This window comes from Kribbella monticola, from assembly GCF_003261635.1.
In the GTDB taxonomy this organism is placed as follows: domain Bacteria; phylum Actinomycetota; class Actinomycetes; order Propionibacteriales; family Kribbellaceae; genus Kribbella; species Kribbella monticola.
In genome coordinates this window covers 264,563-288,980 of record NZ_QFXK01000027.1, presented here as the reverse complement: position 1 = coordinate 288,980, position 24,418 = coordinate 264,563, and the positions used below count along the sequence as shown (strand labels likewise).

The window sequence follows — 24,418 nt, the reverse complement described above, 5'->3', positions numbered from 1 at the left end:
CGATGCGGATCTGTGTGATCGGTGCCGGTATCGCCGGCACCCTGTTGGCCAGGCGGCTGACCAGCTATCCCGGCGTACAGGTCGACCTGGTCACCGGCGTACCGGGCACTGACGCCACCGCGGCATCGGGTGGCGGCGTACGGGGTTTCGAGACGCACCCCGAGCAGCGCCGGCTGGCGGCCGAGAGTCTGGCGGAGCTGTTCGAGACCCCGGATCTGCTCGATCAGGCCGGCTACGTGGAGACCGGGTGCACCTACCTGCTCACGCCGTACGCCGGGCTCGAGGCGGCCGTCGCCGAGGTGGAGCACTTGCATCCCGGCTCGACCGAGATCGTCGACGCGAGCGCTCTGCGCGGGCGTGGTTGGCACGGGCTGCCGGACGGCACGGTCGGCGTACTGGAGAAGCGGGCCGGTTTCATCCGGCCGGATCAACTTCGCTCGCTGGTCATCAGCGAACTGGCGAGCGGTGAAGACAGCAGGGTCGTACCGGGCCCTGTGCTCGGTCTGGTCCCCCACCCCGACGGATCGGTCAGCTGCCGCACACCAGGCGACAGCTGTCGGTACGACGTGGTCGTGGTGGCCGCCGGACCGTGGACGCCGGGACTGCTCGCGGGCAACGCGTTGCCTGCCGAGCCCTACCGGACCAAGGCGATCCAGGTCGCCGTGTACGACGTGGACGGCGCCCTGCCGACCATGTTCATCGACGAGACCAGCGATCTGTACGGGCGCCCGACCGCCGACGGAGGACTCCTCCTCGGCGTCGACACCCACCGCTGGTCGGTACCACCAGGCAGCAGCAAGCCGGTCCCGGACCTGGCCACCGAGGCCGTCCGGATCGCCGGCGAGCGGCTGCCACACCTCAGGCTGCTGGGGACCAGGCACACGGTCTCCAACGCCGACTGTTATGCCGATCCGCCGGTACTGACGCTCTGGTCGGTACTCGGCAGCACACATCGGCTCTTCACTTTCACCGGTGGGTCCGGCGGCAGCGTGAAAACCGCGCTGGCCGCAAGCCGGACGGCAGCGAGCGATCTGCTCGGCCCGCTCGTCACCGGGGAATCCACGCGCACCACCACTTCGCGGACGGAGAACAAGCGCATGACGAATTCGGAACGAGGCACCGGCCACCCGCCCAGGTACCACACGATCGGCATCGGTGCCGGTCCGTCGAACCTGTCGCTGGCGGCCCTGTACAAGAACGTCACCACCGAGAAACTGGCCCTGTTCGACTCCCGCCCGGTGGCCGGCTGGCACACCCCGCTGCTGTACCCCGGGGTGCGGATGCAGACCGGCTGGATGAAGGACCTGGTCTCGCTGGTCGATCCACGGCACGAACTGACGTTCCTGAACTACCTGGTCACGTCCGGCCGGCTCTACGCGCTGATCAACTCCCAGTTCGACGCGCTGCCCCGGATCGAGTACGAGCGCTACCTCGCCTGGGCCACCGAGCGGCTCGGCGTGGTCAACTTCGACTGCCGGGTGGACTCGGTCTCGATCACCGACGAGGGCTTCCAGATCTGCGTGGACGGTACGCCGGTCGCGCTGTCGGAGCACCTCGTCCTCGGCCTCGGCACCCGGCCGGTCTGGCCGGAGTACGTCCGCGGGCTGGACTCCGAGCGGGCCTTCATCGCCGACGAGCTCGGCGCCCGGCTGCCCGGTATGGACGCCGACAAGGCCGACCCCGTCGCGGTGATCGGCGGCGGCCAGACCGGTCTCGAATGTGTACTGCGGTTGCTCGGCTCCGGCTTCACCGACATCCGCTGGATCGGCCGCAACCAGTGGTTCCGCAGTATCGACGACTCCCCGATGGCCAACGAGCTGTACCGGCCCTCACACATCGAGTTCCTGCAGGGGCTGAACCGGTCGAAGCGCCGGGAGATGATCGTGGACTCCCGCTACTCCGGCGACGCGATCACGCCGGGCGGCCTGAAGGCGCTGTACCAGGGCAACTACGACGGCCTGCTCACGCTCGGCCGGTTCCCGGTGACGCTGCTGCCCGGCCGCGACGTCACCTCGGCCGAACAGCTTGCCGACGGCACCATTCGGCTGCGCTGCACGACCCCGGCGATGCCGGAGGAGCACGAGGTACGCCGGCTGGTGATCGCCGCGGGCCGCGAGCACGTGCAGGCTCCGTTCGACGACGACCTGCGGGAGCGGATCGACTACGACGACGACGGCGAGATGCTGGTCGAGCCCGACTACTCGGTGCGCTGGAAGGGCATGAACGGCCACCGGATCTTCTCGTTCAACGCGAGCCGGTACAGCCACGGCCTGACGAACGCGGGGCTGACGCAGCTCCCGGTCCGGGCCGCGATCGTGCTCAACTCGATGTTCGACCGGGAGATCTACCCGATCTCCGACGAGCTGTGCGCGGTGAAGTGGTGACCGCCGCTGCTCCCGAGCCTTCGGCTGTACCCGATGTCGACGGCGTCTGGTTCCAGCTCGTCCGGGACGACCCGAGCGCGAGTACGCCGTACGGGCAGTATCACCGCGAGGACGACCTGGTCTGGGCCGAGTTCTACGCGGGTGGATCGCTGCGCAGCGGGCGGCTGGTCGGCCGAATGCAACCGGACGGGACGATCAGGGGTGCCTACTGCCTGCTGACCGCTGACGGCGAGCTGGTCAGCGGCGAGTGCCGCAGCATCCCGGAGTACGACCTGCGCGGCAACATCCGGATCACCGACCACTTCCGCCGTAGCGACGGCACTCGCGGGGTCTCCTCCATCGAGCAGATCCCGGCTCCGATCAGGGAGGTCTGAGAGATGACGACGAGACCGCACCTGCTGGTGGTGGCGACCGGGATGCGCCTGTTCCGGGAGTACATCCTGCGCTCGATCGCGCCGCAGTACCGGATCCACATGTTCCTGCACGCGGAACCGACCTGGGAGAAGGAGTACATCGAGGGCTGGACGGTACTGGAGAGCACGCTCGACGCCGAGGCGCTGGTCGTCGCGGCGAAGAAGCTGCACGCCGAGCAGCCGATCGACGGCGTGCTCTGCTGGGACGAGGCCCGCATCCTGCAGACCGCCCACATCGCCGAGACGCTCGGCCTGCCGGGCGGCGACGTCGAGATGATCAACCGCTGCCGCGACAAGCACCTGACCCGTACGGCGCTCGCCGAGCGCGGTGTTCCCCAGCCGGTCTCCGTGCTGGTGGACACCGTCGACGAGGCGCTCGAGACGGCGGACAAGCTCGGCTACCCGGTGATCCTGAAGCCACGGGCGCTGGCCGCCAGCCTCGGCGTGGTGAAGGTCAACTCGGCCGAGGAGCTGAAGGACAACTGGGAGTTCGCGCACGACACCACCGTGCCCGAGGCGCCGCACTACGACGTCAAGGTGCTGGTCGAGGAGTTCGCCGACGGCTACGAGATCAGCATCGACTCGGCGATCTTCCACGGCCAGGTGACGCCGTTCTGCCTTGCCCGCAAGGAGATCGGCTACCCGCCGTACGCCGAGGAGATCGGTCACTTCGTCGACGCGGCCGACCCGCTGCTGGCCGACCAGGAACTGATGCAGGTGCTGGCCGACGCGCACGCGGCGATCGGGTTCACCGACGGCGTCACGCACACCGAGATCATGATCACCGCCGACGGCCCGAAGGTGATCGAGATCAACGCCCGGATCGGCGGCGACATGATCCCGTACCTCGGCCTGCAGGCGACCGGGGCCGACCCAGGCCTCGCGGCCGCGGCGGTGGCGTGCGGCCGCACCCCCGAACTCGTGCCTGACCGGGCGATGGTCGGGGGCGTCCGGTTCTTCTACGTCGACGAGAACGACACCGTGCTCGACTCGGTCGGCTTCGACGAATCGGGGCTGCCGGCAACGATCGACCAACTCGTCGTGCTGATGGAGCCCGGCGCGACCACCAGTCCCCCGCCGATCGGCACGCTGTGGGGCCGGATCGCCTACGCGACCGTGGTGGCCACCACGCTGGACGACTGCCGGGCCGGGCTCGACGCGGCCGAGCAGGCGCTGCGCTGGTCCGGCCACCCCAAGGAACCCGAAGAGGCGACACCATGAGTTCGACGACCGACGAGAGCACCGGCATCTGGGCGACCATCAAGGGCGCCCCGCTGCCGGTGAAGGCGCTGCTGGTCGGCGTCTTCGTGAACAAGCTCGGCTGGTTCCTGCAGGTCTTCCTGGTGCTGTTCCTGACCACCTCGAAGGGTTTCACCGACGTCCAGGCCGGTACGGCGCTGGGCATCTACGGCGGCGGCTCGGTGATCGGCCTGATCATCGGCGGCTCGCTGTCGGACAAGGTCGGGCCGCGGGCCGCGGTGATGATCAGCATGTTCGGCATGGCCGCGTTCGTGCTGGGAATCGCCTACGTCCCGAGCTACACCGCCGTCCTGATCGTGGTCGCACTGGCCGGTGCGGTCGGGCAGTTCTACCGGCCGGCCTCGGCGGCACTGCTGACCGAGCTGACCCCGAAGAACCGCCAGGTGATGATCTTCGCGGTCTACCGGCTGGCGATGAACCTCGGGACGACGGCGGCTCCGCTGATCGGTGCCGCCCTGGTCTCGATCTCGTGGAACCTGCTGTTCATCGGCGAAGCCCTTGCCGCGTTGGCCTACGCGACCGTGGCGATCATCGCGCTGCCCGGCCGGAAGCCGGCGGCGGTCGCCGACGACACGGCCGACGACCCGGCCGCGCCGGAACCGAAGGGCGGCTACCTCGCCGTACTGCGGGACTACAAGTACGTGCTGTTCCTCGTGTGCATGTTCATCAACGCGGCGATCTACATGCAGTACCTGGCCGTCCTTCCGCTGCACATGAAGTCGGAAGGGCTGTCCACCTGGTGGTTCAGCGCGGTCGTCGCGCTGAACGGCTTCATCGTGATCACCTGCGAGTTGCTGGTGACCAAGGTGGTCCAGCACTGGCCGGCCCGGATCGTCGCGATCATCGGCTTCGTCCTGCTCGGCGGCGGCCTCGCGTTCTACGCGCTGCCGGGCGGGGTGGCGATCTTCGTGATCGGCACCCTGCTGTGGACGCTGGCCGAGATCATCGCCGGTCCGACCATGTTCGCCTATCCGGGCATGGCCGCCACGCCGAAGCTCCTCGGCCGGTACGTCGGATCGGCCCACGCCATGTTCGGCCTGGGCTCCGCCCTCGGTCCCTTTCTCGGCGTGTGGGTCTGGAACAACGCCGGCACCCGGGTCTGGGTCTGGTGCGGCGTGGCCGGCGCGATCGGCGTCGTCCTCGCGTACTTCGGCATGTCCAGCGGAGCCGACACGGCCGCCGAGGAACCAGCAGTCGACATCACCCCGGCCAGCGAGCCGTTGCCGAGCGAGAGCTCGTAGGAGGGCCTCATGTCTAGCTACACGATCATCGTGGACCCGTTGTCCACCGGTCAGGAATATCCGGCGGCCTTCAAGGAGGCCGGCCAGGTGCCGGTTGCGGTCCTGAGCGGACTGGAGCCGCCACCGGCGTACACGACGAGTTGGCACCCGGAGGATTTCGAGCACGTGCACTACTTCACGGGTGACGTGGAGGCGCTGGCCGCGGAGTTGCGGGTGTACGAACCGGAGTACCTGGTGCCTGGGGCGGAGAGTGGGGTCGAGTTGTGCGACCAGCTCACCGAGATCCTGGTACCGGGCAGCGGGAACGTTCCTGAACTGGCGTCGGCGCGGCGGGACAAGTGGCAGATGGCCCAGGCGCTTTCTGCTGCTGGGGTTCCGAGGCTGCGGCAGTTCCTGACGTCCGACCCGGCCGAGGCCGAGCACTGGCTGAAGGAGAACGACCTGCTCGGCAAGCGGCTGGTGATCAAGCCGCCGAAGAGTGCCGCCGGCGACGAGGTCTACATCGTCTTCGAGGACGGCGACTGGCGGGAGCGGTTCGACCAGGTGCTCGGCCGGACCAACAAGATGGGCATCACCAACGACGCAGTACTGATCCAGGAGTACGCCGAGGGCACCGAGTACCTGGTGGACAGCTACTCGGTGGACGGGGTGCACTCGCTCGTCGACGTCTGCCGCTACACCAAGGTCAGCCGGGGCGACAAGATCGGCATCTACCACCGGATCGACTTCCTCGCGGCCGACGACCCCGAAGTACTGGCGTTGTGGCCGTACACCCAGCAGGTGCTCGATGCCGTCGGCATCCGGGTCGGGTGCGGGCACTCCGAGGTGATGATGACGGCCGACGGACCGCGCCTGATCGAGGTCGCGGCCCGGCCGGCCGGTGGCGGTCACCAGATGGTCAGCGAACTGGCCACCGGCGACAACCACATCAAGCGGACCGTCGCGCACCGGGTCCGCGGCGAGGTGCGGGACAGCTTCGACCTGGTCCAGCACCTGCGTGGCATCTTCATCTCCGCGGTCCGGGAGGGCTACTTCCGCAACCGCGAGGTGCTCGCTCCCGCCGAAGAGCTGAAGTCCTTCCACTGGATGAAGATCCTGCACGAGGAAGACGCGATCGTCCCCGAGACGGTCGACCTCTTCACCTGCCTGGCCTGGGTCATCCTCATCCACAGCGACGCAGCCACCCTCGACGAGGACTACCAACGCGTCCTCGAAATGGAAGCCGCCATCGTCATCGACGCACCCTGACTTCGGATCTGCGGTAGACAGTGTCTACGCGAATCGTGTAGACACTGTCTCCGTGACTGAAGAGTTGAAGGACCTGGTCTGTCTGCACGCCGCCGGGAGTGCGCCGGCGACGTGGGACGGCGTGCGGGCCGGCCTGGAAGAGGCGGGCTATCGGGTGCACTGCCCGACGCTGGCTGGGCATCGCGGGGCGGCTCGGCGTAGGGCGTACCGGCTGGAGGACTTCCGCGACGACGTGGTGCGGGAGTTGGACGAGCTCGGGCTGGAGCGAGTGACGCTGGTGGGGCATTCGCTCGGGGCGTTCGTGGCGAGTCTCATTGCTGTGCAGGTGCCGGAGCGGGTTGAGCGGTTGGTGCTGGAGGAGCTGCCGGTACCGCCGCGGGGTGCTCAGGATGGGCCGCCGAGCGTCAAGGCGGGTACGGGCGCGGCGCTGCGGGTGATGGGGTTGCTGGGGCGGAAGAAGTTCGATCCGCTGATGTTGCGTGAGGTCGTGGCGGAGTTACGGAAGCCGCAACCTGCGTGGTGGGACGGGCTCATGGCGGTGCCGGCACCGACGCTGCTGCTGGCGGGTGGACCGAAGAGTCATCTCGACCAGTCCCGCTTCGAACTCGTCGCGCAACAGATGCCTACGGCAACCATCGCGACGGTCGACGCCGGCCATCGGATTCACCGGCATGCGCCGCAGAGGTGGCTCGCCGCGGTGACGAGCCACCTCCGAGGCGCCTGAGCTCTAGCGGCGGCGGCGCCAGGGGCCGGTGATGGCGTAGGTGATGCCGGGGGTGTAGACGTTGAAGAACATGGTGCGGCCGTCGGCGGAGAAGCCGACGCCGGCCAGTTCGCCGTACTCCGGGGCTTCGGGTGTGCCGTTGTTGACCGCGTTGCGGGCGAACTTGAAGACCTGACCGTCCTCGGTGGTGCCGAGGATGTGCTGTTCACCGAGGCCGTCCTCACACATCATCAGCCCGCCGTACGGCGACATGGTGATGTTGTCGGGGGCATCGAACTCGGGGTCGTCCGAGCCGGGCTTCGGCCGGGTGAAGATCACCATCAGTTTCAGCGTTTTCGCCCGCGGGTCGTAGCGCCAGACCTGGCCGTCGTGGTCGACCTTCGGGCCGAGTTCGGTGCGGGCGAACGACGACACGAAGTACACGCAGCGGTCCAGCTGGCCCCACCAGCAGCCCTCGAGCTTGTACCCACCGGTGGTCTGCTTGCCGTAGTCCTGGGCGCGGACCGACTCGGTCGTCGCCAGCGGGTCGGGCACCTTCACCCACTCGACGCCGTGGAAGACCGTGCCCGCCTCCTGCACCACCGACAGGTCCGGCAGGTCGGGGATCCGCATCGCCTGGAGTTCGCCGCCGGCCCGCAGACTCCCCCAGCCACCACGTGGACGATTCGGCAGGAACCGGTAGAAGCCACCGAGCGGCGCGACGAAAGCGTCCTCGGTCTCGTAGACGATGCCCGTCGCCGGGTCGATCGCGACCGCCTCGTGCTGGAACCGGCCCATCGCCGTCAGCGGAGTGGGGTGATTGTTGCGGCGGTCGTCGTACGGATCGACCTCGAAGATGAAGCCGTGGTCCTTGGTGTAGCCGCTCTGGCCGGCCTTGAGTTCGGTCTCCTCACACGTCAGCCAGGTGCGCCACGGGGTGATGCCGCCCGAGCAGTTGATCGCCGAGCCGCCCAGGCTGATGTGCTCGCTGGTCTTGTGGTTGTGCCGGTCGACGACCAGGGTGCTGGTGCCACCGGCGCCGGCCGGGTCGTACGTCCGCTCGGGCGGCGCGACCACCTTGATCTTCGCGGTCGGGCTGCTTTCGTGGTTGCGGACCAGCCGGTTGCCGCCGAAGCGGTCGGGGAAGGTGCCCATCCCGTCGAACCGGGACGGCGTCGGCAGCCCGTCCGGCCGGACCGTCCCCTCCCTCGACAGGATCTGGTAGCTGAATCCGCGCGGCAGGTCGAGCATGCCGGCCGGGTCGGGAATCAGCGGGCCGTAGCCGATCTTCGGGCCGGACGTCCCGAGCGCGGGCTCCGCCGTGTAGAGGGCCTCGACGGCTCCCACCACGCTGACGGCGACACCAGCCGCGGCGGCACGGGCGACGAACTGGCGTCTGGACAGGGCATGCGAGTCTTCAACGGACACGGGCGGTCTCCTTGTCAGCACAAACAGTGGTCGCCAGTGAACGTACGGTAAACAACAACCGAACAGCAACAGAGCGCGTGTCAGGTTCTTACAGCGAGCGCACCCAGTTGGCCAGCAGTTCCGCGCCGGCGTCGCCGGACTTCTCCGGGTGGAACTGGGTGGCGGTCAGCGGGCCGTTCTCGACCGCGGCGACGAAACGATCACCGCCGTACGTCGTCCAGGTGACCGCCGGCGCCACCGAGGCGCGGGTGTCCTTGAGCTCCCACTCACGAACGCCGTAGGAGTGGACGAAGTAGAAGCGTTCCTTCTCGATCCCATCGAAGAGCACGCTTCCCGAGGGCACGTCCACGGTGTTCCAGCCCATGTGCGGCACCGGCTCGCCGCCCGTAGGTTGGAGCCGCTCGACGACGCCGGGCCACTGGTCGCAGCCTTCGGTCTCGACGCCGTGCTCGATCCCGCGGGCGAACAGGATCTGCATGCCCACGCAGATCCCGAGCACCGGTCGGCTGGCGGCGAGCCGGCGGTCGACCACGACGTCGCCGCGGACCGAGCGAAGTCCCGTCATACAGGCTTCGAAGGCGCCGACGCCTGGTACGAGCAGGCCGTCCGCGTTCAGCGCGTCCTCGAAGGACGACGTCACCGTCACGTCGGCGCCGACTCGTTGCAGGGCGCGCTCGCCCGAGCGGATGTTGCCCGAGCCGTAGTCCAGCAGGACGACCTTCGGGCTCACAGAGCGCCCTTCGTCGACGGGATGCCGGGCTGGCGTGGGTCCAGCTCGGCCGCGTCGCGGAGCGCCCGCGCGAAGGCCTTGAACTGGGCCTCGACGATGTGGTGCGGATCCCGGCCGGACAGCACCCGGATGTGGATGCAGATCGCGGCGTTGAAGGCGAGTGTCTCGAAGACGTGCTGGGTCAGCGAACCCGCGTAGTCACCGCCGATGATCGCGTACACCTGGCCGTCGGGCTCGCCAGTGTGCACGCAGTACGGGCGGCCGGACAGGTCGACCGTGCAGTGCACGAGCGCCTCGTCCAGCGGCACGGTCGCGTCACCGAAGCGGCGGATGCCGCGCTTGTCACCCAGAGCTTCGCGAAGCGCCTGGCCGAGGCCGATCGCGGTGTCCTCGACGGTGTGGTGCGCGTCGATCTCGAGGTCGCCGACGGTGTTCACGTGCAGGTCGAGCAGCGCGTGCTTGGCCAGCGCGTTGAGCATGTGGTCGTAGAAACCGACGCCGGTACTGATCTCGGCGCGGCCGGTGCCGTCCAGGTCGAGCTCGATCAGCACCTTCGACTCGCTGGTCTCCCGATCGATCCGGGCAGTCCTCGTCATAGCGTTCTTCCTACCTCTGTCTTGAGCACCTTCTCCAGCGACGCGCGGAACGCTGCCATCTCGGCGCCGGTGCCGATCGACACCCGCAGCCAGCCGTCCGGTCCGGTCTCGCGGATCAGCACACCGTCGTCGAGCAGCGACTGCCAGACCGCGTGCCGGTCGGCGAAGGTGCCGAACAACACGAAGTTCGCATCGGAGTCGACCGCGCGCAAACCCTGTGCACGCAGCCATTCCACGGTCTCGTCCCGCTCCACCCGGAGCTGGTCGACCCGGCTGAGCAACTCGTCCGAGTGCCGCAGCGCCGCCCGCGCGACCGCCTGGGTCACCGCGGACAAGTGATATGGCAACCGCACGATCCGCAGCGCGTCCACCAGTTGCTTGCTCGCGGCAAGGTAACCGACGCGTCCACCGGCGAGCGCGAAAGCCTTCGACATGGTCCGAGCCACCGCGAGATTGCTGTACGCCGGCAGCAAGGTGACCGCGCTCGGCGTACCGGCTCGGCGGAACTCCGCATAGGCCTCGTCCACCACCAGCACCGCCCCGATCGCCTTGGTGCGGGCGGCAACCGCCTCCACCAGGTCGATCGGCAACGCAGTACCGGTCGGATTGTTGGGAGAGGCAAGCAGTACGACGGACGGCCGGTGTCGCGAGATCGCCGCGAGCGCTTTGCTCGGGTCGAGGGTGAAGTCGTGCGACCGGCGTCCGACGACCCAGCCGGTGTTCGTGTCGCGCGCGTACTCGGGATACATCGAGTAGGTGGGGGCGAACGACAACGCAGTACGGCCTGGTCCTCCGAATGCCTGCAGGAGGTGCAGCATCACCTCGTTGGAGCCGTTGGCCGCCCAGACCTGCTCGGCGACCAGGTGCGCACCCGACTCACGGCCCAGGTACGCCGCGAGGTCGGCCCGGAGGTCGAGGAACTCGCGATCCGGGTAGCGGTTCAGCCCGCGTGCCGCCTCGGCCACCGACGCGGTGATGTCGGCGACGGTCGCCTCGCTCGGCGGATACGGGTTCTCGTTGACGTTGAGCAGGACCGGTACGTCGAGCTGCGGTGCGCCGTACGGCTCGAAGCTCTTCAGCTCGTCGCGGATCGGCAGTCCGTCGAAGTCAGCCATCGACGGACTCCGTAGCTGTGTCGGGGAAGCGAGCCGTGACGGCCGCGGCGTGACCCGGCAGGTCCTCGGCGTGCGCGAGGTTGACGACGTGCTGGGCGACATCGGCCAGCGCCTGTTGGCTGTAGTTGATCACGTGGACAGCCTTCAGGAAGCTACGGACAGAAAGGCCCGACGAGTGGCATGCGCAACCGGCCGTGGGCAGCACGTGGTTCGACCCCGCGCAGTAGTCGCCCAGTGAGACCGGCGACCAACCACCGACGAAGATCGCGCCCGCGTTGTTGATCTGCGCGGCCCGCTCCTCGGCGTCGGCCGTCTGGATCTCCAGGTGCTCGGCGGCATACGCGTCCACCACAGCCGTCCCCTGATCGAGATCATCGACCAGTACTACGGCCGACTGCTGCCCACCGAGCGCTTCCTCGACCCGCTCCCGGTGCTTGGTCTTCGCGACCTGCTTCGGCAACTCGGCTTCAACAGCCGCGGCCAGCGCCTCGCTCGGCGTCACCAGCACGCTCGCAGCCATCGGGTCGTGCTCGGCCTGGCTGATCAGGTCGGCCGCGACGTGCGCGGCGTCGGCAGTGTCGTCAGCAAGTACGGCGATCTCGGTCGGGCCGGCCTCGGAATCGATGCCGACTTCGCTCTGCAGGAACCGCTTGGCCGCGACCACGTAGATGTTGCCCGGCCCGGTGATCAGGTTGACCTTGCGGCAACCCTCGAAGCCGTACGCGAACCCGGCGATCGCCTGAGCGCCGCCCATCGCGTACACCTCTTCGATCCCGAGCATCGCGCAGACCGCGAGCACCGTCGGGTGCGGCAGACCTCCGAAGTCCTTCTGCGGCGGCGAGGCGACAGCAAGCGACTGCACCCCGGCAACCTGAGCCGGTACGACGTTCATCACGACGCTCGACGCCAGCGGCGCCCGGCCGCCCGGCACGTAGAGCCCGACGCGCTGCACCGGCACCAGCCGCTGGGTGACGCGGCCGCCGGGTGCCGGCTCGGAAGCGACATCGGCACCACGCTCGTCCTCGCTCACTTCGCGGACGCGGCGGATCGACTCCTCGAACGCGGACCGCACCGACGGGTCGAGCTCCTCCAGCGCAGTCTTCAGCGCCTCGGCGGGGACCCGCAGGTCCGCCACAGCCACATGGTCGAACTTCTCGCCGTACTCCCTGATCGCCTCCAGGCCCCGATGACGGACGTCCAGGCAGATCGGTCGGACGACGTCGAGGGCGGCCTCGACGTCGAAAACGGCTCGGGGGACCAGGGCTTGGAGGTCGAGAACCTCTCCGGCTGCCACTCGGCCCCGCAGGTCGACGCGGCGAATCATGCTCGCCAGTCTAGTGGTCGGCTCCGCGCTCCCCCGCGCGCCGTCTACAGCGCGGACCACGGTCGTCGATGGTTGGCACTAGGCTCGCCGTATGGATTCCCGCCTGCCCCTCCTCACCGTCGACACGGTGATCTTTCCCGGGCTGGTGCTTCCCATCCCCGTGACCGACGTCCAGGGCCGCGCGGTGATCCGTGACCTGGTCGAGAACGGCGGCGAACTCGTCTGCGGCGCGGTCGCCGTACGGGACGGCTACGAGCTCGGCGACCGGGTGTTCCGGTCGCTCTACGGCACGGGCTGCGCCGCGACCATCTCCGAGATCGCCCTCGACGCCGCCGACGACGGCCCGGTCGAGATCACGCTGACCGGCAACCGCCGCTTCAAGGTCGCCGAACTGGACACCGAGGGCGACTACCTGATCGCCGACGTCGAATGGCTCGCCGAGGACCCGGGCGACGATCCGCTCGGTACGGCGAACGTCGCGGTGCAGCGCTTCCACCGGTACGCCGCCGCCGTCACCGAGATCAGCCAGCCCGGCCTGCACATCGGCTCCCTCCCCGACGACCCGAGCACCCTGTCGTACCTGATGTCGGCCGCGATGACCCTGATGACCCCGGACCGCCAGAAACTCCTCGAAGCCGTCGACACCACCACCCGCCTGGCCCACCTCGTCGGCCTCCTCGACACCGAAATGGCCGCGATCAAAGCCCTCCCGTCCCTCCCCGCAGTAGACCTCAGCTGGTCGGACATGGCCCCCAACTAACGGTCTCCGATGGCACCCCACCGCCGTACTGTCAGGTGGAAGGGATTGGGGTGGGGATTGTGGAACTGCGGGACAAGTACGTACTCATCACCGGCGGGACCAACGGGATCGGTCTCGCGGCCGCGAAGGCGCTGGGCGCTCGCGGTGCCCGATTCGGTCTCGTCGCCCGCAACGTGGCGAAGGCCAAGTCCGCCGCGGCCGAGATCCGCGCGGCGGGCGGCGAGGTGGCCGACATCTTCCAGGCCGAGCTGACCTCCCAGGCGTCGGTCCGGACCCTCATCGAGGACGTGGCGGTCCAAGCGCCGCCCATCGACGTACTGGTCAACAACGCCGGCGCGATGTACGGCAGCCACCAACTCTCCCCCGACGGCATCGAACTCACCTGGGCGCTCAACGTGCTCGCGCCGTTCCTCATCACCACGCGACTCACCGACCACCTCGCCCCCGGCGCCCGGGTGGTCTTCACGGCCTCCGACGAGCACACGAAAGTCAAGGCCGTCGACTTCGACCACATCGACGGTTCGCAGTACTACAGCCGCACCGCGAAGCTCACCGGCGGCGCCCTGCGTCGGTACGGCGAATCCAAGCTGGCCCTGATCATGCTGTCCGCCGAACTCGCCCGCCGCTTCCCGGCCGTGCACAGCTACTCCTTCGAGCCGGGCTTCGTCGCGACCGGCTTCAACACCAACAACGGCCTGCTGATGCGGGCGATGATGGCGATGGCCAAGCCGTTCGCCCGGACACCCGACCAAGGCGCCGAGACCCTCGTCTGGCTGGCCACCTCCCCCGAAGTCGCGACCGAGTCGGGCCTCTACTACACGCGAAACCACCGCGCAGACCCTTCGCCGGCCGCTCAGGACACTGCCGCCGCCGCGCGGCTCTGGGAGCTCTGCTCGACGCAGACTTCAGGCTGAATCCCATAGTGGTATGGTTCTGGTATGAGTAAGCAGATCACCGTGCGGTTGCCGGACGAGCTGGTCGACTTCATGGACCAGTTGGTCGGCGACAACAAAGCAGCCAGCCGGGCGTCGGTCGTCGCCCGGGCGATGGAGCGCGAGCGCCGCCGGGAGCTGGCCGCACGCGATCTCGCCATCCTCACCGAGCACGGCGACTACCCGGACCTCGACGGACTGGCCGACGCCGCCGCCGGGACCGTCTTGTCCGACCTCGACTGAATGCGCCCGATCCACATCGCCCGGCTGGACAAGCCGAGGCCGGTGGTCGTGCTCACCCGCGAGCTGATCCGCCCGCGCCTCACCAACGTCACCGTCGCCCCCATCACCAGCACCATCCGCGGCCTGTCCACCGAGGTCCTGGTCGGCACCCGCAACGGTCTCGACCATCCCAGCGCCATCAGCTGCGACAACATCCAAACCATCCCCAAGCTCCAACTGGGCCGCCTGATCGGCTACCTCTTCCCCGACCAGGAACCAGCCCTGACCGAGGCAATCACCCTCGCCTTCGACCTGGAGGCCTTCTAGCCTGGGCAAATGGTGGGGTTCGAGCATCACGAGCGGCGGGTGCACCCTGCGTTGCGGTCGTACCTCGGGGATCTCATCGGGTACGCGTACGGCGGCGAGCCGCCTGACCTCCATCGTGGGTTGCCGTCGCAGTACCTGACGGTCGTCATCACGCTGGACGAGCCGTTGGGGCTGGCTGTCGCCGATGAGCCGGTGGAGAAGTTCAGCACGTTGGCGAGCGGGCTGCATTCCACGGCTGTGCGGATCGGTGGTTCGCCTAATCGCTCCGGGCTCCAGCTCGCGCTGACCCCGGTCGGTTGTCGTGCGCTGTTCGGTGTGCCGGCCGGCGAGCTTGCCGCGACTACAGTCGACCTTGACGAGTTGGTTGGTCACACGGCGGTCGAACTCAGCGATCGCCTTCGCGAGACGTCTGACTGGGAGCAGCGGTTCGACATCCTGGAGCAGCTGTTCCTCGAGGCGTGGCGCGACGAGCCGGCGCCCGAGCCGCGCGCTGAGCTCAGCTGGGCCTGGCAGCGGTTGCGCGAGACGGCCGGCGGCGTCGGCGTACAGGAGTTGGCGCGGGAGGTCGGGTGGAGCCGACGGCACCTGAGCGAGCGGTTCCGCGCGGAGTACGGCTTGTCGCCGAAGGTCGCGGCGCGGGTACTGCGGTTCGAGCAGGCGGTCTCGATCTTGAAGCGCCGTCCAATGACCCGGCTGGCAGACCTCGCGGCAGATCTCGGGTACGCCGACCAGGCGCATCTCACCCGCGAATGGCACTCCCTCGCCGGCTGCTCTCCCCGCCAGTGGATGACCGAAGAGCTTCCTATCGTCCAAGCCCCGGAGCCCGCCCCGGCCGCACGCTAGGGATATCTGTGGAGTGCCGGAAACCTATAACGGCGAGTTGTCCACAGGGGTCGAACGGTGTGGTGGTGATTTCCGTAGGATTGCCGGGTGGCTGCTGCTGAGTTTCCGGAAGACGATCCTGCGAGCGAGGCTGCGCAGGTCCTGCACCGCGTCTTCGGGTACGACTCGTTTCGTGGCCAGCAGCAGGAGATCATCGACACCGTCGTCGCCGGCGGTGACGCGCTCGTCCTGATGCCGACCGGTGGCGGAAAGTCGCTGTGCTACCAGATCCCGGCGTTGGTCCGGTCCGGCGTGGGAGTGGTGATCTCGCCGCTGATCGCGCTGATGCAGGACCAGGTCGACGCGTTGACCGCGCTCGGCGTGCGAGCCGGATTCCTCAACTCCACCCAGGATTTCGACCAGCGGCGCGAGGTCGAGCGGGCCTTCCTGTCCGGCGAACTCGACCTGCTCTACCTGGCGCCCGAGCGGCTCCGGGTCGAGGCGACCACGCGGCTGCTCGACCAGGGCAAGATCTCGCTGTTCGCGATCGACGAGGCCCACTGTGTCTCCCAATGGGGGCACGACTTCCGGCCCGACTACCTGATGCTGTCGCAGTTGCACGAGCGCTGGCCCGACGTACCGCGGATCGCGCTCACGGCCACCGCGACGGAGGCGACCCACCGCGAGATCGCCACCCGGCTGAACCTGACCGAGGCCAAGCACTTCGTCGCCAGCTTCGACCGGCCCAACATCCAGTACCGGATCGTGCCGAAGGACAACCCGCAGCGGCAGTTGCTCGACCTGCTCCGCACCGAGCACGCGGGCGACGCGGGCATCGTCTACTGCCTGTCCCGCAACAGCGTGGAGAAGACAGCGACCTTCCTGACCCAGAACGGCATCGAAGCCGTTCCGTACCACGCGGGTCTCGACAGCCGCACGCGCGCGAAGAACCAGTCCCGCTTCCTCCGCGAGGACGGTCTGGTCGTGGTCGCGACGATCGCCTTCGGGATGGGGATCGACAAGCCCGACGTGCGTTTCGTCGCGCACCTGGATCTGCCCAAGTCGGTCGAGGGCTACTACCAGGAGACCGGTCGCGCCGGTCGCGACGGGCTGCCGTCGACGGCCTGGCTGGCGTACGGACTGCAGGACGTCGTCCAGCAACGCAAGATGATCGACACCTCCGAAGGCGATGCGGCCCACCGACGGCGGCTCGGCACGCATCTCGACGCGATGCTCGCGCTCTGCGAGACCGTGCAGTGCCGTCGCATGCAGCTTCTCGCGTACTTCGGCCAGACGGGCGAGGCGTGCGGCAACTGCGACACCTGTCTGACCCCGCCGGAGTCGTGGGACGGCACGATCCCGGCGCAGAAGCTGCTGTCGACCGTCTATCGGTTGCAGCACGAGCGGAACCAGAAGTTCGGCGCCGGCCAGGTGATCGACATCCTGCTCGGCAAACCCACCGAGAAGGTGAAGCAGTTCCGCCACGACGAGCTGACCGTCTTCGGTATCGGCACCGAACTGAAAGACACCGAGTGGCGTGGCGTCATCCGCCAACTGCTCGCCCAGCGCCTGCTCACGGTCGAAGGTGATTACGGCACGCTGCTGCTCACCGACGACAGCGCCGAGGTGCTCGGCCGACGCCGCGAGGTGATGATGCGCCGCGAGCCGGAGCGGGTCGGCCGTTCCTCGCGCTCGTCCTCGGCGAGCAAGAAGAAGACGGCCGTCGCCGATCTGGCACCCGAGGCGGTCGAGGTCTTCGAACGCCTCCGCAACTGGCGCGCCGCGACCGCCAAGGAGCAGGGCGTACCGGCGTACGTGATCTTCCACGACGCGACTCTTCGCCAGATCGCCACCGAACTCCCCGGCACCCTCGCCGAACTCGGCACCATCAGCGGCGTCGGCGAGAACAAGCTCGCGAAGTACGGCGAAGGCGTGCTGGAAGCGCTCGTGGCCTAGCAGGGCGGCCGACGTGCAACTCGTCGGCGACCGCCACGAAGTACCGCAGCTTCGGCAGGTCCCAGATCCACCGGCCCACCTCCTGCGCTCCGGCAGGTCCCAGATCCACCGGCCCGCCTCCTGGGTCTTACCGACGGGCCTTCGGTCAGCTCTGGCCGGCGAAGAGCTTGTTGTGGTCCTGGTCGTAGAAGGTGAACATGGGTGGCACGCCCGGCCAGTTCATCAGCGCGTCCGCGACGACGCCTTGGCCGGTCAGAGCGGCGTGAGCTGCGGCGGCATCGCCGGTCGCCAGCCGGATGCCCGTGTCGGTACCGGCCGGGAACGCGTCAGTGGCCGGGATCAGGGCGATCGACGTACCGCCACCGGGAGGTGCCACGACCAGCCAGCGGCCGCCGAGTTGCGGCAACGGCGCATCCAGCTCTGTCACGAACCCCAGGGTGTGGACGTAGAAGTCGAGCGCCCTGTCCTGGTCGGTGACCGGAACGGCGACCGTACGGATGCCGGTGAAGTGGTTCATCTCGTACTCCTCAGAAAGTGTGCTGACACCCTGAGGTAGAAGCCGCCGCCCGGTTTTCGACATCACCGACGAGCTACTTGGCGACGACTCGCAGCGTGAAGTCCGCTTCGCCGTCGCCGGTGACGCGGGTGCTGAACCCGGCCGAGCGGAGCGCGGCGTAGTCCTTGTCCGAACTCACCTTGCTGCTCAGCGATTCGATCGCCTCGAAGTCGACGTACCCGACCAGTACGGCGTTCTTCGTGTCCGGCACCGCCTGCTTGAAGTTCTCGGTCTGGCCGAGGTTGCCGCCCTTCAGCACCTGCTCGGCGTAGCCCTGGTCGGTCGCGATCACCAACGTGTCGTCGTCCTTGGCCTTCTTGACCGGGATGTTCGCCGTGGTCCGGCTGTGCATCAGGTTCAGCAGCTTGTCGACGACCTCCTCGGCCTTGCCCGGGTCGGTGTCGATCCGAGCCGCGATCTTCGGGCCGTCGGCCTTGTCCTTGTCGATCGCGAGCGCCAGGTTCTTGCCCAGCAAGGGCTTCAGGTCGTCCGGCAGCGTGATGCCGTACTCGTCGGTGAAGTTCTTGGTCAGGTCACCGAGGTTGATCCCGGCCTGACCGGACGACTTCTCCAGCTGGGTCCAGATCGTCCCGACCAGGTTCGCACCGTCGGACAGCGCGAGCGCACCGGCGGTGGTGTCCGGGAGCTTGCCGATCACGTCGCCTGCGTCCTTGGTGCCGACCTTCAGGCTCTGGTCACCGTGCACGACGCCCTTGAGTTCGACGTACTGCGAATCGAATCGCAGAACGGCGGCCGCACTTCCCTCGGGCAACGCGGCGCGCTGCTGCTCGGTCAGCTTGCGCCCTGCCGCCAGCGCCAGGCCCTTGGTGTCTGCCCAGAACGACGCGAACCCCTGCTCGCCCAGCGCGGACATGTCCTTGCTGAACTTCTCGTTGTCCTGCAGCGACGATCCCTTGCTCGCGGCAACGGCCGAGTCGAGCACGGACTGCTCACCGGACAGCAGCACGTACTTTCCGGCGAAGGCTCGCTTCGGTGCGTGGTCATCGTTGGCGAACAGCTTGTCCAAGCCCTTCGTGGCCTTGTCCTGGTTCTTCACCTCGACGGCGACCACGGCCTCGGCCTTGCCGTCGTCGGCTGGTACTGCGGCGACGCCGGCGCGATCGCCGAGCCACGGCTTGATGTCCTTGTCGAAGTCGACGTCGGCGAGGTCGTCACCGGCGTCCTTCTTGATCAGGTCGAACAGCTTCTGCCGCAGGTCGTCCTTGTCGCTGGTGAGCCCGATCTTGTCCTTCGCGGACGGGAACTTCATCAGGAACCGCAGCGCGGCGACCCGCTGGCCGGCCGACGGGTTCAGGTCGATCCGCGCGTAGGCGACCGAGTTCGCCGGCAGCACGCTCGCCGGCTGGTCACCGCCGTTGAGCTTGGCGTAGGCGAAGATCCCACCACCACCGATGACGGCGAGCACGGCCAGCACCGCGATCAGCGGCACCCACTTGGTCCGCTTCTTCCGCGGCTCCGGCTGCCACTGCTGCACCGGCTGCCCCCCGAACGGCGGCTGCCCACCTTGCCCATACTGCCCCGGCCCGTACTGCGCCTGCCCACCCGGCCCGTACTGCGCCTGCCCACCCAGCCCGTACTGCGCCTCCCCACCCGGCCCGTACTGCGGTCCCTGCGGGTAATCCGCAGCTCCCGGCTGAGGCCAAAGCGCCCCCGGATGCCCTTGCCCCGGCCCCTGCCCGTACTGGGGCTGCCCCTGCGAACCGCCATACCCAGGCTGACCCAACGGACCACCTTGAACAGGCTGCCCCTGCGCACCGCCTTGACCAGGCCGGCCGTCCGAACCGCCGTAACCCGGCTGCGCCTGCGAGCCGCCGTACCCAGGCTGGCCCTGTGGACCGCCATGACCCGGCTGGCCCTGCGGACCGCCGCACGGGTGGTGCGGGCCGCCCTGGGGCGGATTGGTGTTGTCAGACATTGATGTCCCCCTCACGTCGCCGGTGGCCTCACCACCGGGCCGGGACAGGTTAGTGCACCTGCGGCGATCCCTCTGACGCGGGAGGCAGCGCGTCGGTTGCAACCGGTTCGCTGCGCCAACTCGCCGCGGCGATGACCGCCGCAGCCAACGCCGCACCGACCAGCCACGCCGCAACCGGCGTCCACGTATGCAGTTCCAGCGGAGCGTCCAGCAGATCACCTGGCTTGGCGTGCTCGAGCCGCGGCTGCAGCGGATCGTGCCCGAGCAACATGCCGACACCCCACGCGACACCACCGCCCAGCACCGAGCCGACCGCGATGATCCCGACCACCCACGGACCGTAGTTGCGCAACCACCAGAACAACGCGGCACCGAGCACCAGCGCGGTGAGGAACCCGATCGCGGTGAACGTCCCGTCCGGACCGAACACCTTGGTCATCTGCTCTTCGCCCAGCGACCCACCGCGCTCGTCCACCGTGTACTGCGCGAGCGGCGAGAACCGCTGCCAGGCCCAGCCGGCGATCGCACCCGCGACCACGAACACCGCCACGGTCACCGCGATCGCCTTGGCCCACGGCAGTCGCGGCTCCGGCGGCGCCTCGAACGGAGTACCGAAAGACTGATACGGCTGCGGCTGATCTGGCTGACTCACCGCCCCAGTGTGGCTCATTCCCGCCAACGCCGGCCCACCGACCCGCTCAGCCCACCAGACAGACAGACCCCAGCAGCGCAGCGCAGCTCAGCCCACCGGGCCGACGGACCCGGGCAGCGCAGCTCAGCCCGCCAGACAGAGGGACCGAGCAGCGCAGCTCGGCCCGCCAGACCGACGGACCCGAGCAGTGCAGCTCAGCCCGCCAGGCAGGACGGGCCGAGTAGCGCCTTCAGGTCCGCCATCAGCGACGAGGTCGGGGTGACCCGGAACCGGTCGCCGATCCGCATCACCGTGGTCTTCCTGCTCGCCTGCAGCCGGAGCTGCACCTCGGTCATCCCCGGGTGCGACTTGAGCACGTCGCGCAACTGGTCGACGACCGGCGGCGTACACCGGTTGATCGGCATCGTGATCACCACCGGACCGCTCGGTCCCTGGGTCAGATCGGGCACCGTGACCTCGTCACCGCTCAGCTCGACGCGGTCCTCGCGGCGGCGGATCCGGCCCTTCATCAAGATGATCGCGTCGTTGCTCAGCAGGTGCGCGTGCAACTGGTACGCCGAGGAGAACATCATCACCTCGATCGAACCTTCGAGGTCCTCAATGGTGACGATCGCGTAGATGTCACCGCGCTTGTTCACCTTGCGCTGGACCGCGGTGACCAGACCGCCGATCGTCACCCGGGTGCCGTCCGGCCGGTCCTCGTCCGCGAGCAGCTGGCCGATCGTGCAGTCGGTGCCGTTGGTGAGCACGTGCTCGACGCCGAACAGCGGGTGGTCCGAGACGTACAGACCGAGCATGTCGCGCTCGTGCGCGAGCTTGGTCGCCTTGTCCCACTCCTCGATCTCCGGCACCCGCACCGTCAGCCGGCTGTTGCCGTCGGCATCGTCCGTGTCGTCGTCGCCCATGCTGAACAGGTCGAACTGGCCGTGCGCCTCGTTCCGCTTGAGGTCGATCGCCTCGTCGACGGCCTGCTCGTGCACCGCGACCACCGCGCGGCGGGCGTGGTTCATCGAGTCGAACGAGCCGGCCTTGGCCAGCGACTCGATCACGCGCTTGTTGCAAACCGGCAGCGGCACCTTGTCGATGAAGTCGACGAAGTCGGTGAACCGGCCCTCGGACTCGCGGGCGGCGACGATCTCGGCCACCACGTTGACGCCGACGTTGCGGATCGCGGACAGTCCGAACCGGATGTCGGTGCCGATCGGGGTGAAGTTCGAGTCGGACTCGTTCACGTCCGGCGGCAGCACCTTGATGCCCATCCGGCGGCACTCGTTCAGGTAGATGGCCATCTTGTCCTTGTCGTCCTTCACCGACGTCAGGACGGCAGCCATGTACTCGGCCGGGAAGTTCGCCTTCAGGTAGGCGGTCCAGTACGAGACGAGCCCGTACGCCGCCGAGTGGGCCTTGTTGAACGCGTAGTCGGAGAACGGGACCAGGATGTCCCACAACGTCTTGATCGCGGCCGCGCTGAAGCCGCTCTCCTTCATGCCGGCCTCGAAGCCGACGTACTCCGCGTCCAGCACCTCGCGCTTCTTCTTGCCCATCGCCTTACGGAGCAGATCCGCTTTGCCCAGGCTGTAACCGGCCAGCTCCTGGGCGATCCGCATCACCTGCTCCTGATAGACGATCAGCCCGTACGTCGGGCCCAGGATCGGCTTGAGCGCTTCCTCCAGCTCGGGGTGCAGGTAGCTGATCTCCTGCTGCCCGTTCTTGCGCAGGGCGTAGTTGGTGTGGCTGTTGGCGCCCATCGGGCCGGGACGGTAGAGCGCGCCGACCGCGGAGATGTCCTCGAAGTTGTCCGGCTTCATCAGCCGCAGCAGCGCCCGCATCGGGCCGCCGTCGAACTGGAAGACGCCGAGGGTGTCGCCGCGGCCGAGCAGTTCGAAGGTCGGGCCGTCGTCGAGGGTGTGGCTGAGTGCGTCGAGGTCGACGGTGAAGCCGCGGCTGGCCTCGATGTTCTTGACCGCGTCGTCCATGATCGTCAGGTTGCGCAGACCCAGGAAGTCCATCTTGACCAGGCCGAGCGACTCACAGCTCGGGTAGTCGAACTGGGTGATGACCTGGCCGTCCTGCTCGCGGCGCATGATCGGGATCAGGTCGATCAGGGGCTCGCTGGACATGATCACGCCGGCCGCGTGCACACCCCACTGGCGCTTCAGGTTCTCCAGGCCGCGCGCGGTGTCGACGATCTTGCGGACGTCCTGATCGGCCTCGTACAACTGGCGGAACTCGCCGGCCTCGGAGTACCGCTTGTGCTGCGGGTCGAAGATGCCGGACAGCGGCACGTCCTTGCCCATCACCGACGGCGGCATCGCCTTGGTGATCCGGTCGCCCATCGCGAACGGGTAGTCCAGCACCCTGCCGGCGTCCTTGATCGCCTGCTTGGCCTTGATCGTGCCGTAGGTGACGATCATCGCGACCCGGTCGTCGCCGTACTTCTCGGTGACGTAGCGGATCACCTCGGGGCGGCGGCGGTCGTCGAAGTCGATGTCGAAGTCGGGCATCGACATCCGCTCGGGATTCAGGAACCGCTCGAAGATCAGCCCGTGCCGCAGCGGCTCCAGGTCGGTGATCCGCATCGCGTACGCGCAGATCGAACCGGCACCGGATCCACGCCCGGGACCGACCCGGATGCCCTGCTTCTTGGCCCAGTTGATGAAGTCGGCGACGACCAGGAAGTACCCCGCGTATCCCTTCGAGACGACGATCTCCATCTCGTAGTCGGCCCGCTTGCGGATCTCGTCGGTGATGCCGCCCGGGTACCGGTGGTGCAGCCCCGCCTCGACCTCCTTGACGAACCAGGACTCCTCGTTCTCCCCCTCCGGGCAGGGGAAGCGCGGCATGAACCGGCCCTCGCCCTCGGTGAAACCGACATCGCACTGCTCCGCGATCAGGAGTGTGTTGTCGCAGGCCTCCGGGTAGTCCTTCCAGACCTCGCGCATCTCGGCGGCGGTCTTCACGTAGAACTCGTTGGCGTCGAACTTGAACCTGTTCGGGTCGGACAGGGTCGAGCCGGACTGGACGCAGAGCAGCGCCGCGTGGGCGACCGCGTCCTCGGGCTTGGTGTAGTGCAGGTCGTTGGTCGCGACCAGCGGCAGCCCGAGCTCCTTGGCCAGCTTCAGCAGGTCGCCCTGGATGTCGCGCTCGATACCGAGCCCGTGGTCCATCAGCTCGCAGTAGTAGTTCTCCGCGCCGAAGATGTCGCGGAACTCGGCGGCGGCCTCGACGGCCTCCTTGTACTGCCCGAGCCTCAGCCGGGTCTGCACCTCGCCGGACGGGCAGCCGGTGGTCGCGATCAGGCCCTTGCCGTAGGTCTGCAGGAGCTCGCGGTCCATCCGGGGCTTGAAGTAGTAGCCCTCGAGACTGGCCAGCGACGACATCTTGAACAGGTTGTGCATGCCCGACGTGTTCTTCGCCAGCAGCGTCATGTGCGTGTACGCACCGCTACCGGAGACGTCGTCGCGGCCGCTGTTCGCGTCGCCCCACTTGACCCGCTTCCGCTCACTGCGATGCGTGTGCGGGGTCAGGTACGCCTCGACGCCGATGATCGGCTTGACGTCGTACTTCTTCGCCGTCTTCCAGAACTCGTACGCCCCGAACACGTAGCCGTGGTCGGTGGTGGCGATGGCCGGCATGCCCATCTCCTGGGCGGTTTTGAACAACTCGTCGATCCGCGCGGCGCCGTCCAGCATGGAGTACTCGGTGTGCACGTGTAGATGCACAAAACTGTCGCTGGACGCCATGTCTTCGCAGACCTCCCAGAGGCGTGAGTGAGCGGGACTGCCACAGCCTATGCGGGCCCACCGACAGTCC

The 24,418-nt window shown here is 68.2% G+C and carries 21 protein-coding genes; 12 read left to right on the top strand and 9 right to left on the bottom strand.

Annotated elements, in window-relative coordinates; all coding sequences use genetic code 11:
• The first annotated feature begins 2 nt into the window (after positions 1-2).
• Genes DIZ26_RS12350 through DIZ26_RS12325 form a run of 6 tightly spaced genes read left to right on the top strand, consistent with a single transcriptional unit; the run spans position 3 to position 7,270 of the window.
• Positions 3-2,384: an FAD-dependent oxidoreductase gene (locus DIZ26_RS12350; RefSeq protein ID WP_112240545.1), complete on the top strand. Its 2,382-nt coding sequence runs from the start codon at positions 3-5 to the stop codon at positions 2,382-2,384.
• Entirely contained in the window at positions 2,381-2,758 is a 378-nt protein-coding gene (locus tag DIZ26_RS12345) for a hypothetical protein (protein ID WP_157979686.1), read from the top strand. The genes DIZ26_RS12350 and DIZ26_RS12345 overlap by 4 nt, the downstream gene beginning before the upstream one ends.
• A gap of 3 nt (positions 2,759-2,761) precedes the next feature.
• Positions 2,762-4,018 (top strand): ATP-grasp domain-containing protein, encoded by a 1,257-nt coding sequence (locus DIZ26_RS12340; protein WP_112240542.1) that lies wholly within the window; start codon positions 2,762-2,764, stop codon positions 4,016-4,018.
• The gene (locus tag DIZ26_RS12335) at positions 4,015-5,298 is read left to right on the top strand and encodes an MFS transporter (RefSeq protein WP_112240540.1); all 1,284 of its coding nucleotides are present in this window, start codon (positions 4,015-4,017) and stop codon (positions 5,296-5,298) included. The genes DIZ26_RS12340 and DIZ26_RS12335 overlap by 4 nt, the downstream gene beginning before the upstream one ends.
• Before the next feature lie 9 nt (positions 5,299-5,307).
• Positions 5,308-6,546: an ATP-grasp domain-containing protein gene (locus DIZ26_RS12330; RefSeq protein WP_112240538.1), complete on the top strand. Its 1,239-nt coding sequence runs from the start codon at positions 5,308-5,310 to the stop codon at positions 6,544-6,546.
• 52 nt (positions 6,547-6,598) lie between these two features.
• Positions 6,599-7,270 (top strand): alpha/beta fold hydrolase, encoded by a 672-nt coding sequence (locus tag DIZ26_RS12325; RefSeq protein WP_112240531.1) that lies wholly within the window; start codon positions 6,599-6,601, stop codon positions 7,268-7,270.
• Positions 7,271-7,273: 3 nt separating this feature from the next.
• Here DIZ26_RS12325 and DIZ26_RS12320 read toward each other — a convergent pair whose 3' ends face one another.
• The 5 genes from DIZ26_RS12320 to hisD all read right to left on the bottom strand — a co-directional run bounded on the left by DIZ26_RS12320 (position 7,274) and on the right by hisD (position 12,442).
• Positions 7,274-8,677, bottom strand: a complete 1,404-nt coding sequence (locus tag DIZ26_RS12320) for an alkaline phosphatase PhoX (RefSeq protein ID WP_112240529.1) — start codon at positions 8,675-8,677, stop codon at positions 7,274-7,276.
• A gap of 88 nt (positions 8,678-8,765) precedes the next feature.
• A complete protein-coding gene (hisH, locus tag DIZ26_RS12315) occupies positions 8,766-9,407 on the bottom strand; it encodes an imidazole glycerol phosphate synthase subunit HisH (protein ID WP_112240527.1) in 642 nt (213 codons plus the stop codon).
• Positions 9,404-10,003 carry an imidazoleglycerol-phosphate dehydratase HisB gene (hisB, locus tag DIZ26_RS12310; protein ID WP_112240525.1) on the bottom strand — a complete coding sequence of 200 codons (600 nt, stop codon included), beginning with the start codon at positions 10,001-10,003 and terminating at the stop codon, positions 9,404-9,406. The genes hisH and hisB overlap by 4 nt, the downstream gene beginning before the upstream one ends.
• Positions 10,000-11,118, bottom strand: coding sequence for a histidinol-phosphate transaminase (locus DIZ26_RS12305; RefSeq protein ID WP_112240524.1), 1,119 nt, complete (start codon positions 11,116-11,118; stop codon positions 10,000-10,002). The genes hisB and DIZ26_RS12305 overlap by 4 nt, the downstream gene beginning before the upstream one ends.
• Positions 11,111-12,442, bottom strand: coding sequence for a histidinol dehydrogenase (gene hisD / locus DIZ26_RS12300; protein WP_112240522.1), 1,332 nt, complete (start codon positions 12,440-12,442; stop codon positions 11,111-11,113). The genes DIZ26_RS12305 and hisD overlap by 8 nt, the downstream gene beginning before the upstream one ends.
• 91 nt (positions 12,443-12,533) lie before the next feature.
• Here hisD and DIZ26_RS12295 point away from each other — a divergent pair, with 91 nt between their 5' ends.
• From DIZ26_RS12295 to recQ, 6 genes are all read left to right on the top strand, one after another.
• Positions 12,534-13,202 carry an LON peptidase substrate-binding domain-containing protein gene (locus DIZ26_RS12295; RefSeq protein ID WP_112240520.1) on the top strand — a complete coding sequence of 223 codons (669 nt, stop codon included), beginning with the start codon at positions 12,534-12,536 and terminating at the stop codon, positions 13,200-13,202.
• A 50-nt stretch (positions 13,203-13,252) separates the two neighbouring features.
• Positions 13,253-14,116, top strand: a complete 864-nt coding sequence (locus tag DIZ26_RS12290) for an SDR family NAD(P)-dependent oxidoreductase (RefSeq protein WP_198676052.1) — start codon at positions 13,253-13,255, stop codon at positions 14,114-14,116.
• Between the two features lie 24 nt (positions 14,117-14,140).
• Positions 14,141-14,377: a ribbon-helix-helix domain-containing protein gene (locus DIZ26_RS12285; protein ID WP_112240515.1), complete on the top strand. Its 237-nt coding sequence runs from the start codon at positions 14,141-14,143 to the stop codon at positions 14,375-14,377.
• Positions 14,378-14,683, top strand: a complete 306-nt coding sequence (locus tag DIZ26_RS12280) for a type II toxin-antitoxin system PemK/MazF family toxin (RefSeq protein WP_112240513.1) — start codon at positions 14,378-14,380, stop codon at positions 14,681-14,683.
• A gap of 9 nt (positions 14,684-14,692) precedes the next feature.
• Complete coding sequence (locus DIZ26_RS12275; protein WP_112240511.1) at positions 14,693-15,526, top strand: helix-turn-helix domain-containing protein; 834 nt, start codon at positions 14,693-14,695, stop codon at positions 15,524-15,526.
• 87 nt (positions 15,527-15,613) lie between these two features.
• Complete coding sequence (recQ, locus tag DIZ26_RS12270; protein ID WP_112240509.1) at positions 15,614-17,461, top strand: DNA helicase RecQ; 1,848 nt, start codon at positions 15,614-15,616, stop codon at positions 17,459-17,461.
• Between the two features lie 145 nt (positions 17,462-17,606).
• Here the strand turns inward: recQ and DIZ26_RS12265 are convergent, their stop codons facing one another.
• The 4 genes from DIZ26_RS12265 to dnaE all read right to left on the bottom strand — a co-directional run bounded on the left by DIZ26_RS12265 (position 17,607) and on the right by dnaE (position 24,348).
• Complete coding sequence (locus DIZ26_RS12265) at positions 17,607-17,978, bottom strand: VOC family protein (RefSeq protein WP_112240507.1); 372 nt, start codon at positions 17,976-17,978, stop codon at positions 17,607-17,609.
• A 73-nt stretch (positions 17,979-18,051) separates the two neighbouring features.
• On the bottom strand, positions 18,052-19,953 hold the full coding sequence (locus tag DIZ26_RS12260; RefSeq protein ID WP_112240505.1) for a DUF3352 domain-containing protein: 1,902 nt from the start codon (positions 19,951-19,953) through the stop codon (positions 18,052-18,054).
• Between the two features lie 49 nt (positions 19,954-20,002).
• A complete protein-coding gene (locus DIZ26_RS12255; protein ID WP_232828289.1) occupies positions 20,003-20,605 on the bottom strand; it encodes a hypothetical protein in 603 nt (200 codons plus the stop codon).
• 194 nt (positions 20,606-20,799) lie between these two features.
• Entirely contained in the window at positions 20,800-24,348 is a 3,549-nt protein-coding gene (gene dnaE / locus DIZ26_RS12250; protein WP_112240501.1) for a DNA polymerase III subunit alpha, read from the bottom strand.
• Positions 24,349-24,418: the final 70 nt, after the last annotated feature.

Bases quoted from the DNA above. Each gene is read 5' to 3' on its own strand.
- DIZ26_RS12350 (WP_112240545.1), top strand. From the start codon at position 3: ATGCGGATCTGTGTGATCGGTGCCGGTATCGCCGGCACCCTGTTGGCC.
- DIZ26_RS12340 (WP_112240542.1), top strand. From the start codon at position 2,762: ATGACGACGAGACCGCACCTGCTGGTGGTGGCGACCGGGATGCGCCTG.
- DIZ26_RS12335 (WP_112240540.1), top strand. From the start codon at position 4,015: ATGAGTTCGACGACCGACGAGAGCACCGGCATCTGGGCGACCATCAAG.
- DIZ26_RS12330 (WP_112240538.1), top strand. From the start codon at position 5,308: ATGTCTAGCTACACGATCATCGTGGACCCGTTGTCCACCGGTCAGGAA.
- hisB (WP_112240525.1), bottom strand. From the start codon at position 10,003: ATGACGAGGACTGCCCGGATCGATCGGGAGACCAGCGAGTCGAAGGTG.
- DIZ26_RS12305 (WP_112240524.1), bottom strand. From the start codon at position 11,118: ATGGCTGACTTCGACGGACTGCCGATCCGCGACGAGCTGAAGAGCTTC.
- hisD (WP_112240522.1), bottom strand. From the start codon at position 12,442: ATGATTCGCCGCGTCGACCTGCGGGGCCGAGTGGCAGCCGGAGAGGTT.
- DIZ26_RS12295 (WP_112240520.1), top strand. From the start codon at position 12,534: ATGGATTCCCGCCTGCCCCTCCTCACCGTCGACACGGTGATCTTTCCC.
- DIZ26_RS12285 (WP_112240515.1), top strand. From the start codon at position 14,141: ATGAGTAAGCAGATCACCGTGCGGTTGCCGGACGAGCTGGTCGACTTC.
- DIZ26_RS12280 (WP_112240513.1), top strand. From the start codon at position 14,378: ATGCGCCCGATCCACATCGCCCGGCTGGACAAGCCGAGGCCGGTGGTC.
- DIZ26_RS12275 (WP_112240511.1), top strand. From the start codon at position 14,693: ATGGTGGGGTTCGAGCATCACGAGCGGCGGGTGCACCCTGCGTTGCGG.
- DIZ26_RS12265 (WP_112240507.1), bottom strand. From the start codon at position 17,978: ATGAACCACTTCACCGGCATCCGTACGGTCGCCGTTCCGGTCACCGAC.
- DIZ26_RS12260 (WP_112240505.1), bottom strand. From the start codon at position 19,953: ATGTCTGACAACACCAATCCGCCCCAGGGCGGCCCGCACCACCCGTGC.
- dnaE (WP_112240501.1), bottom strand. From the start codon at position 24,348: ATGGCGTCCAGCGACAGTTTTGTGCATCTACACGTGCACACCGAGTAC.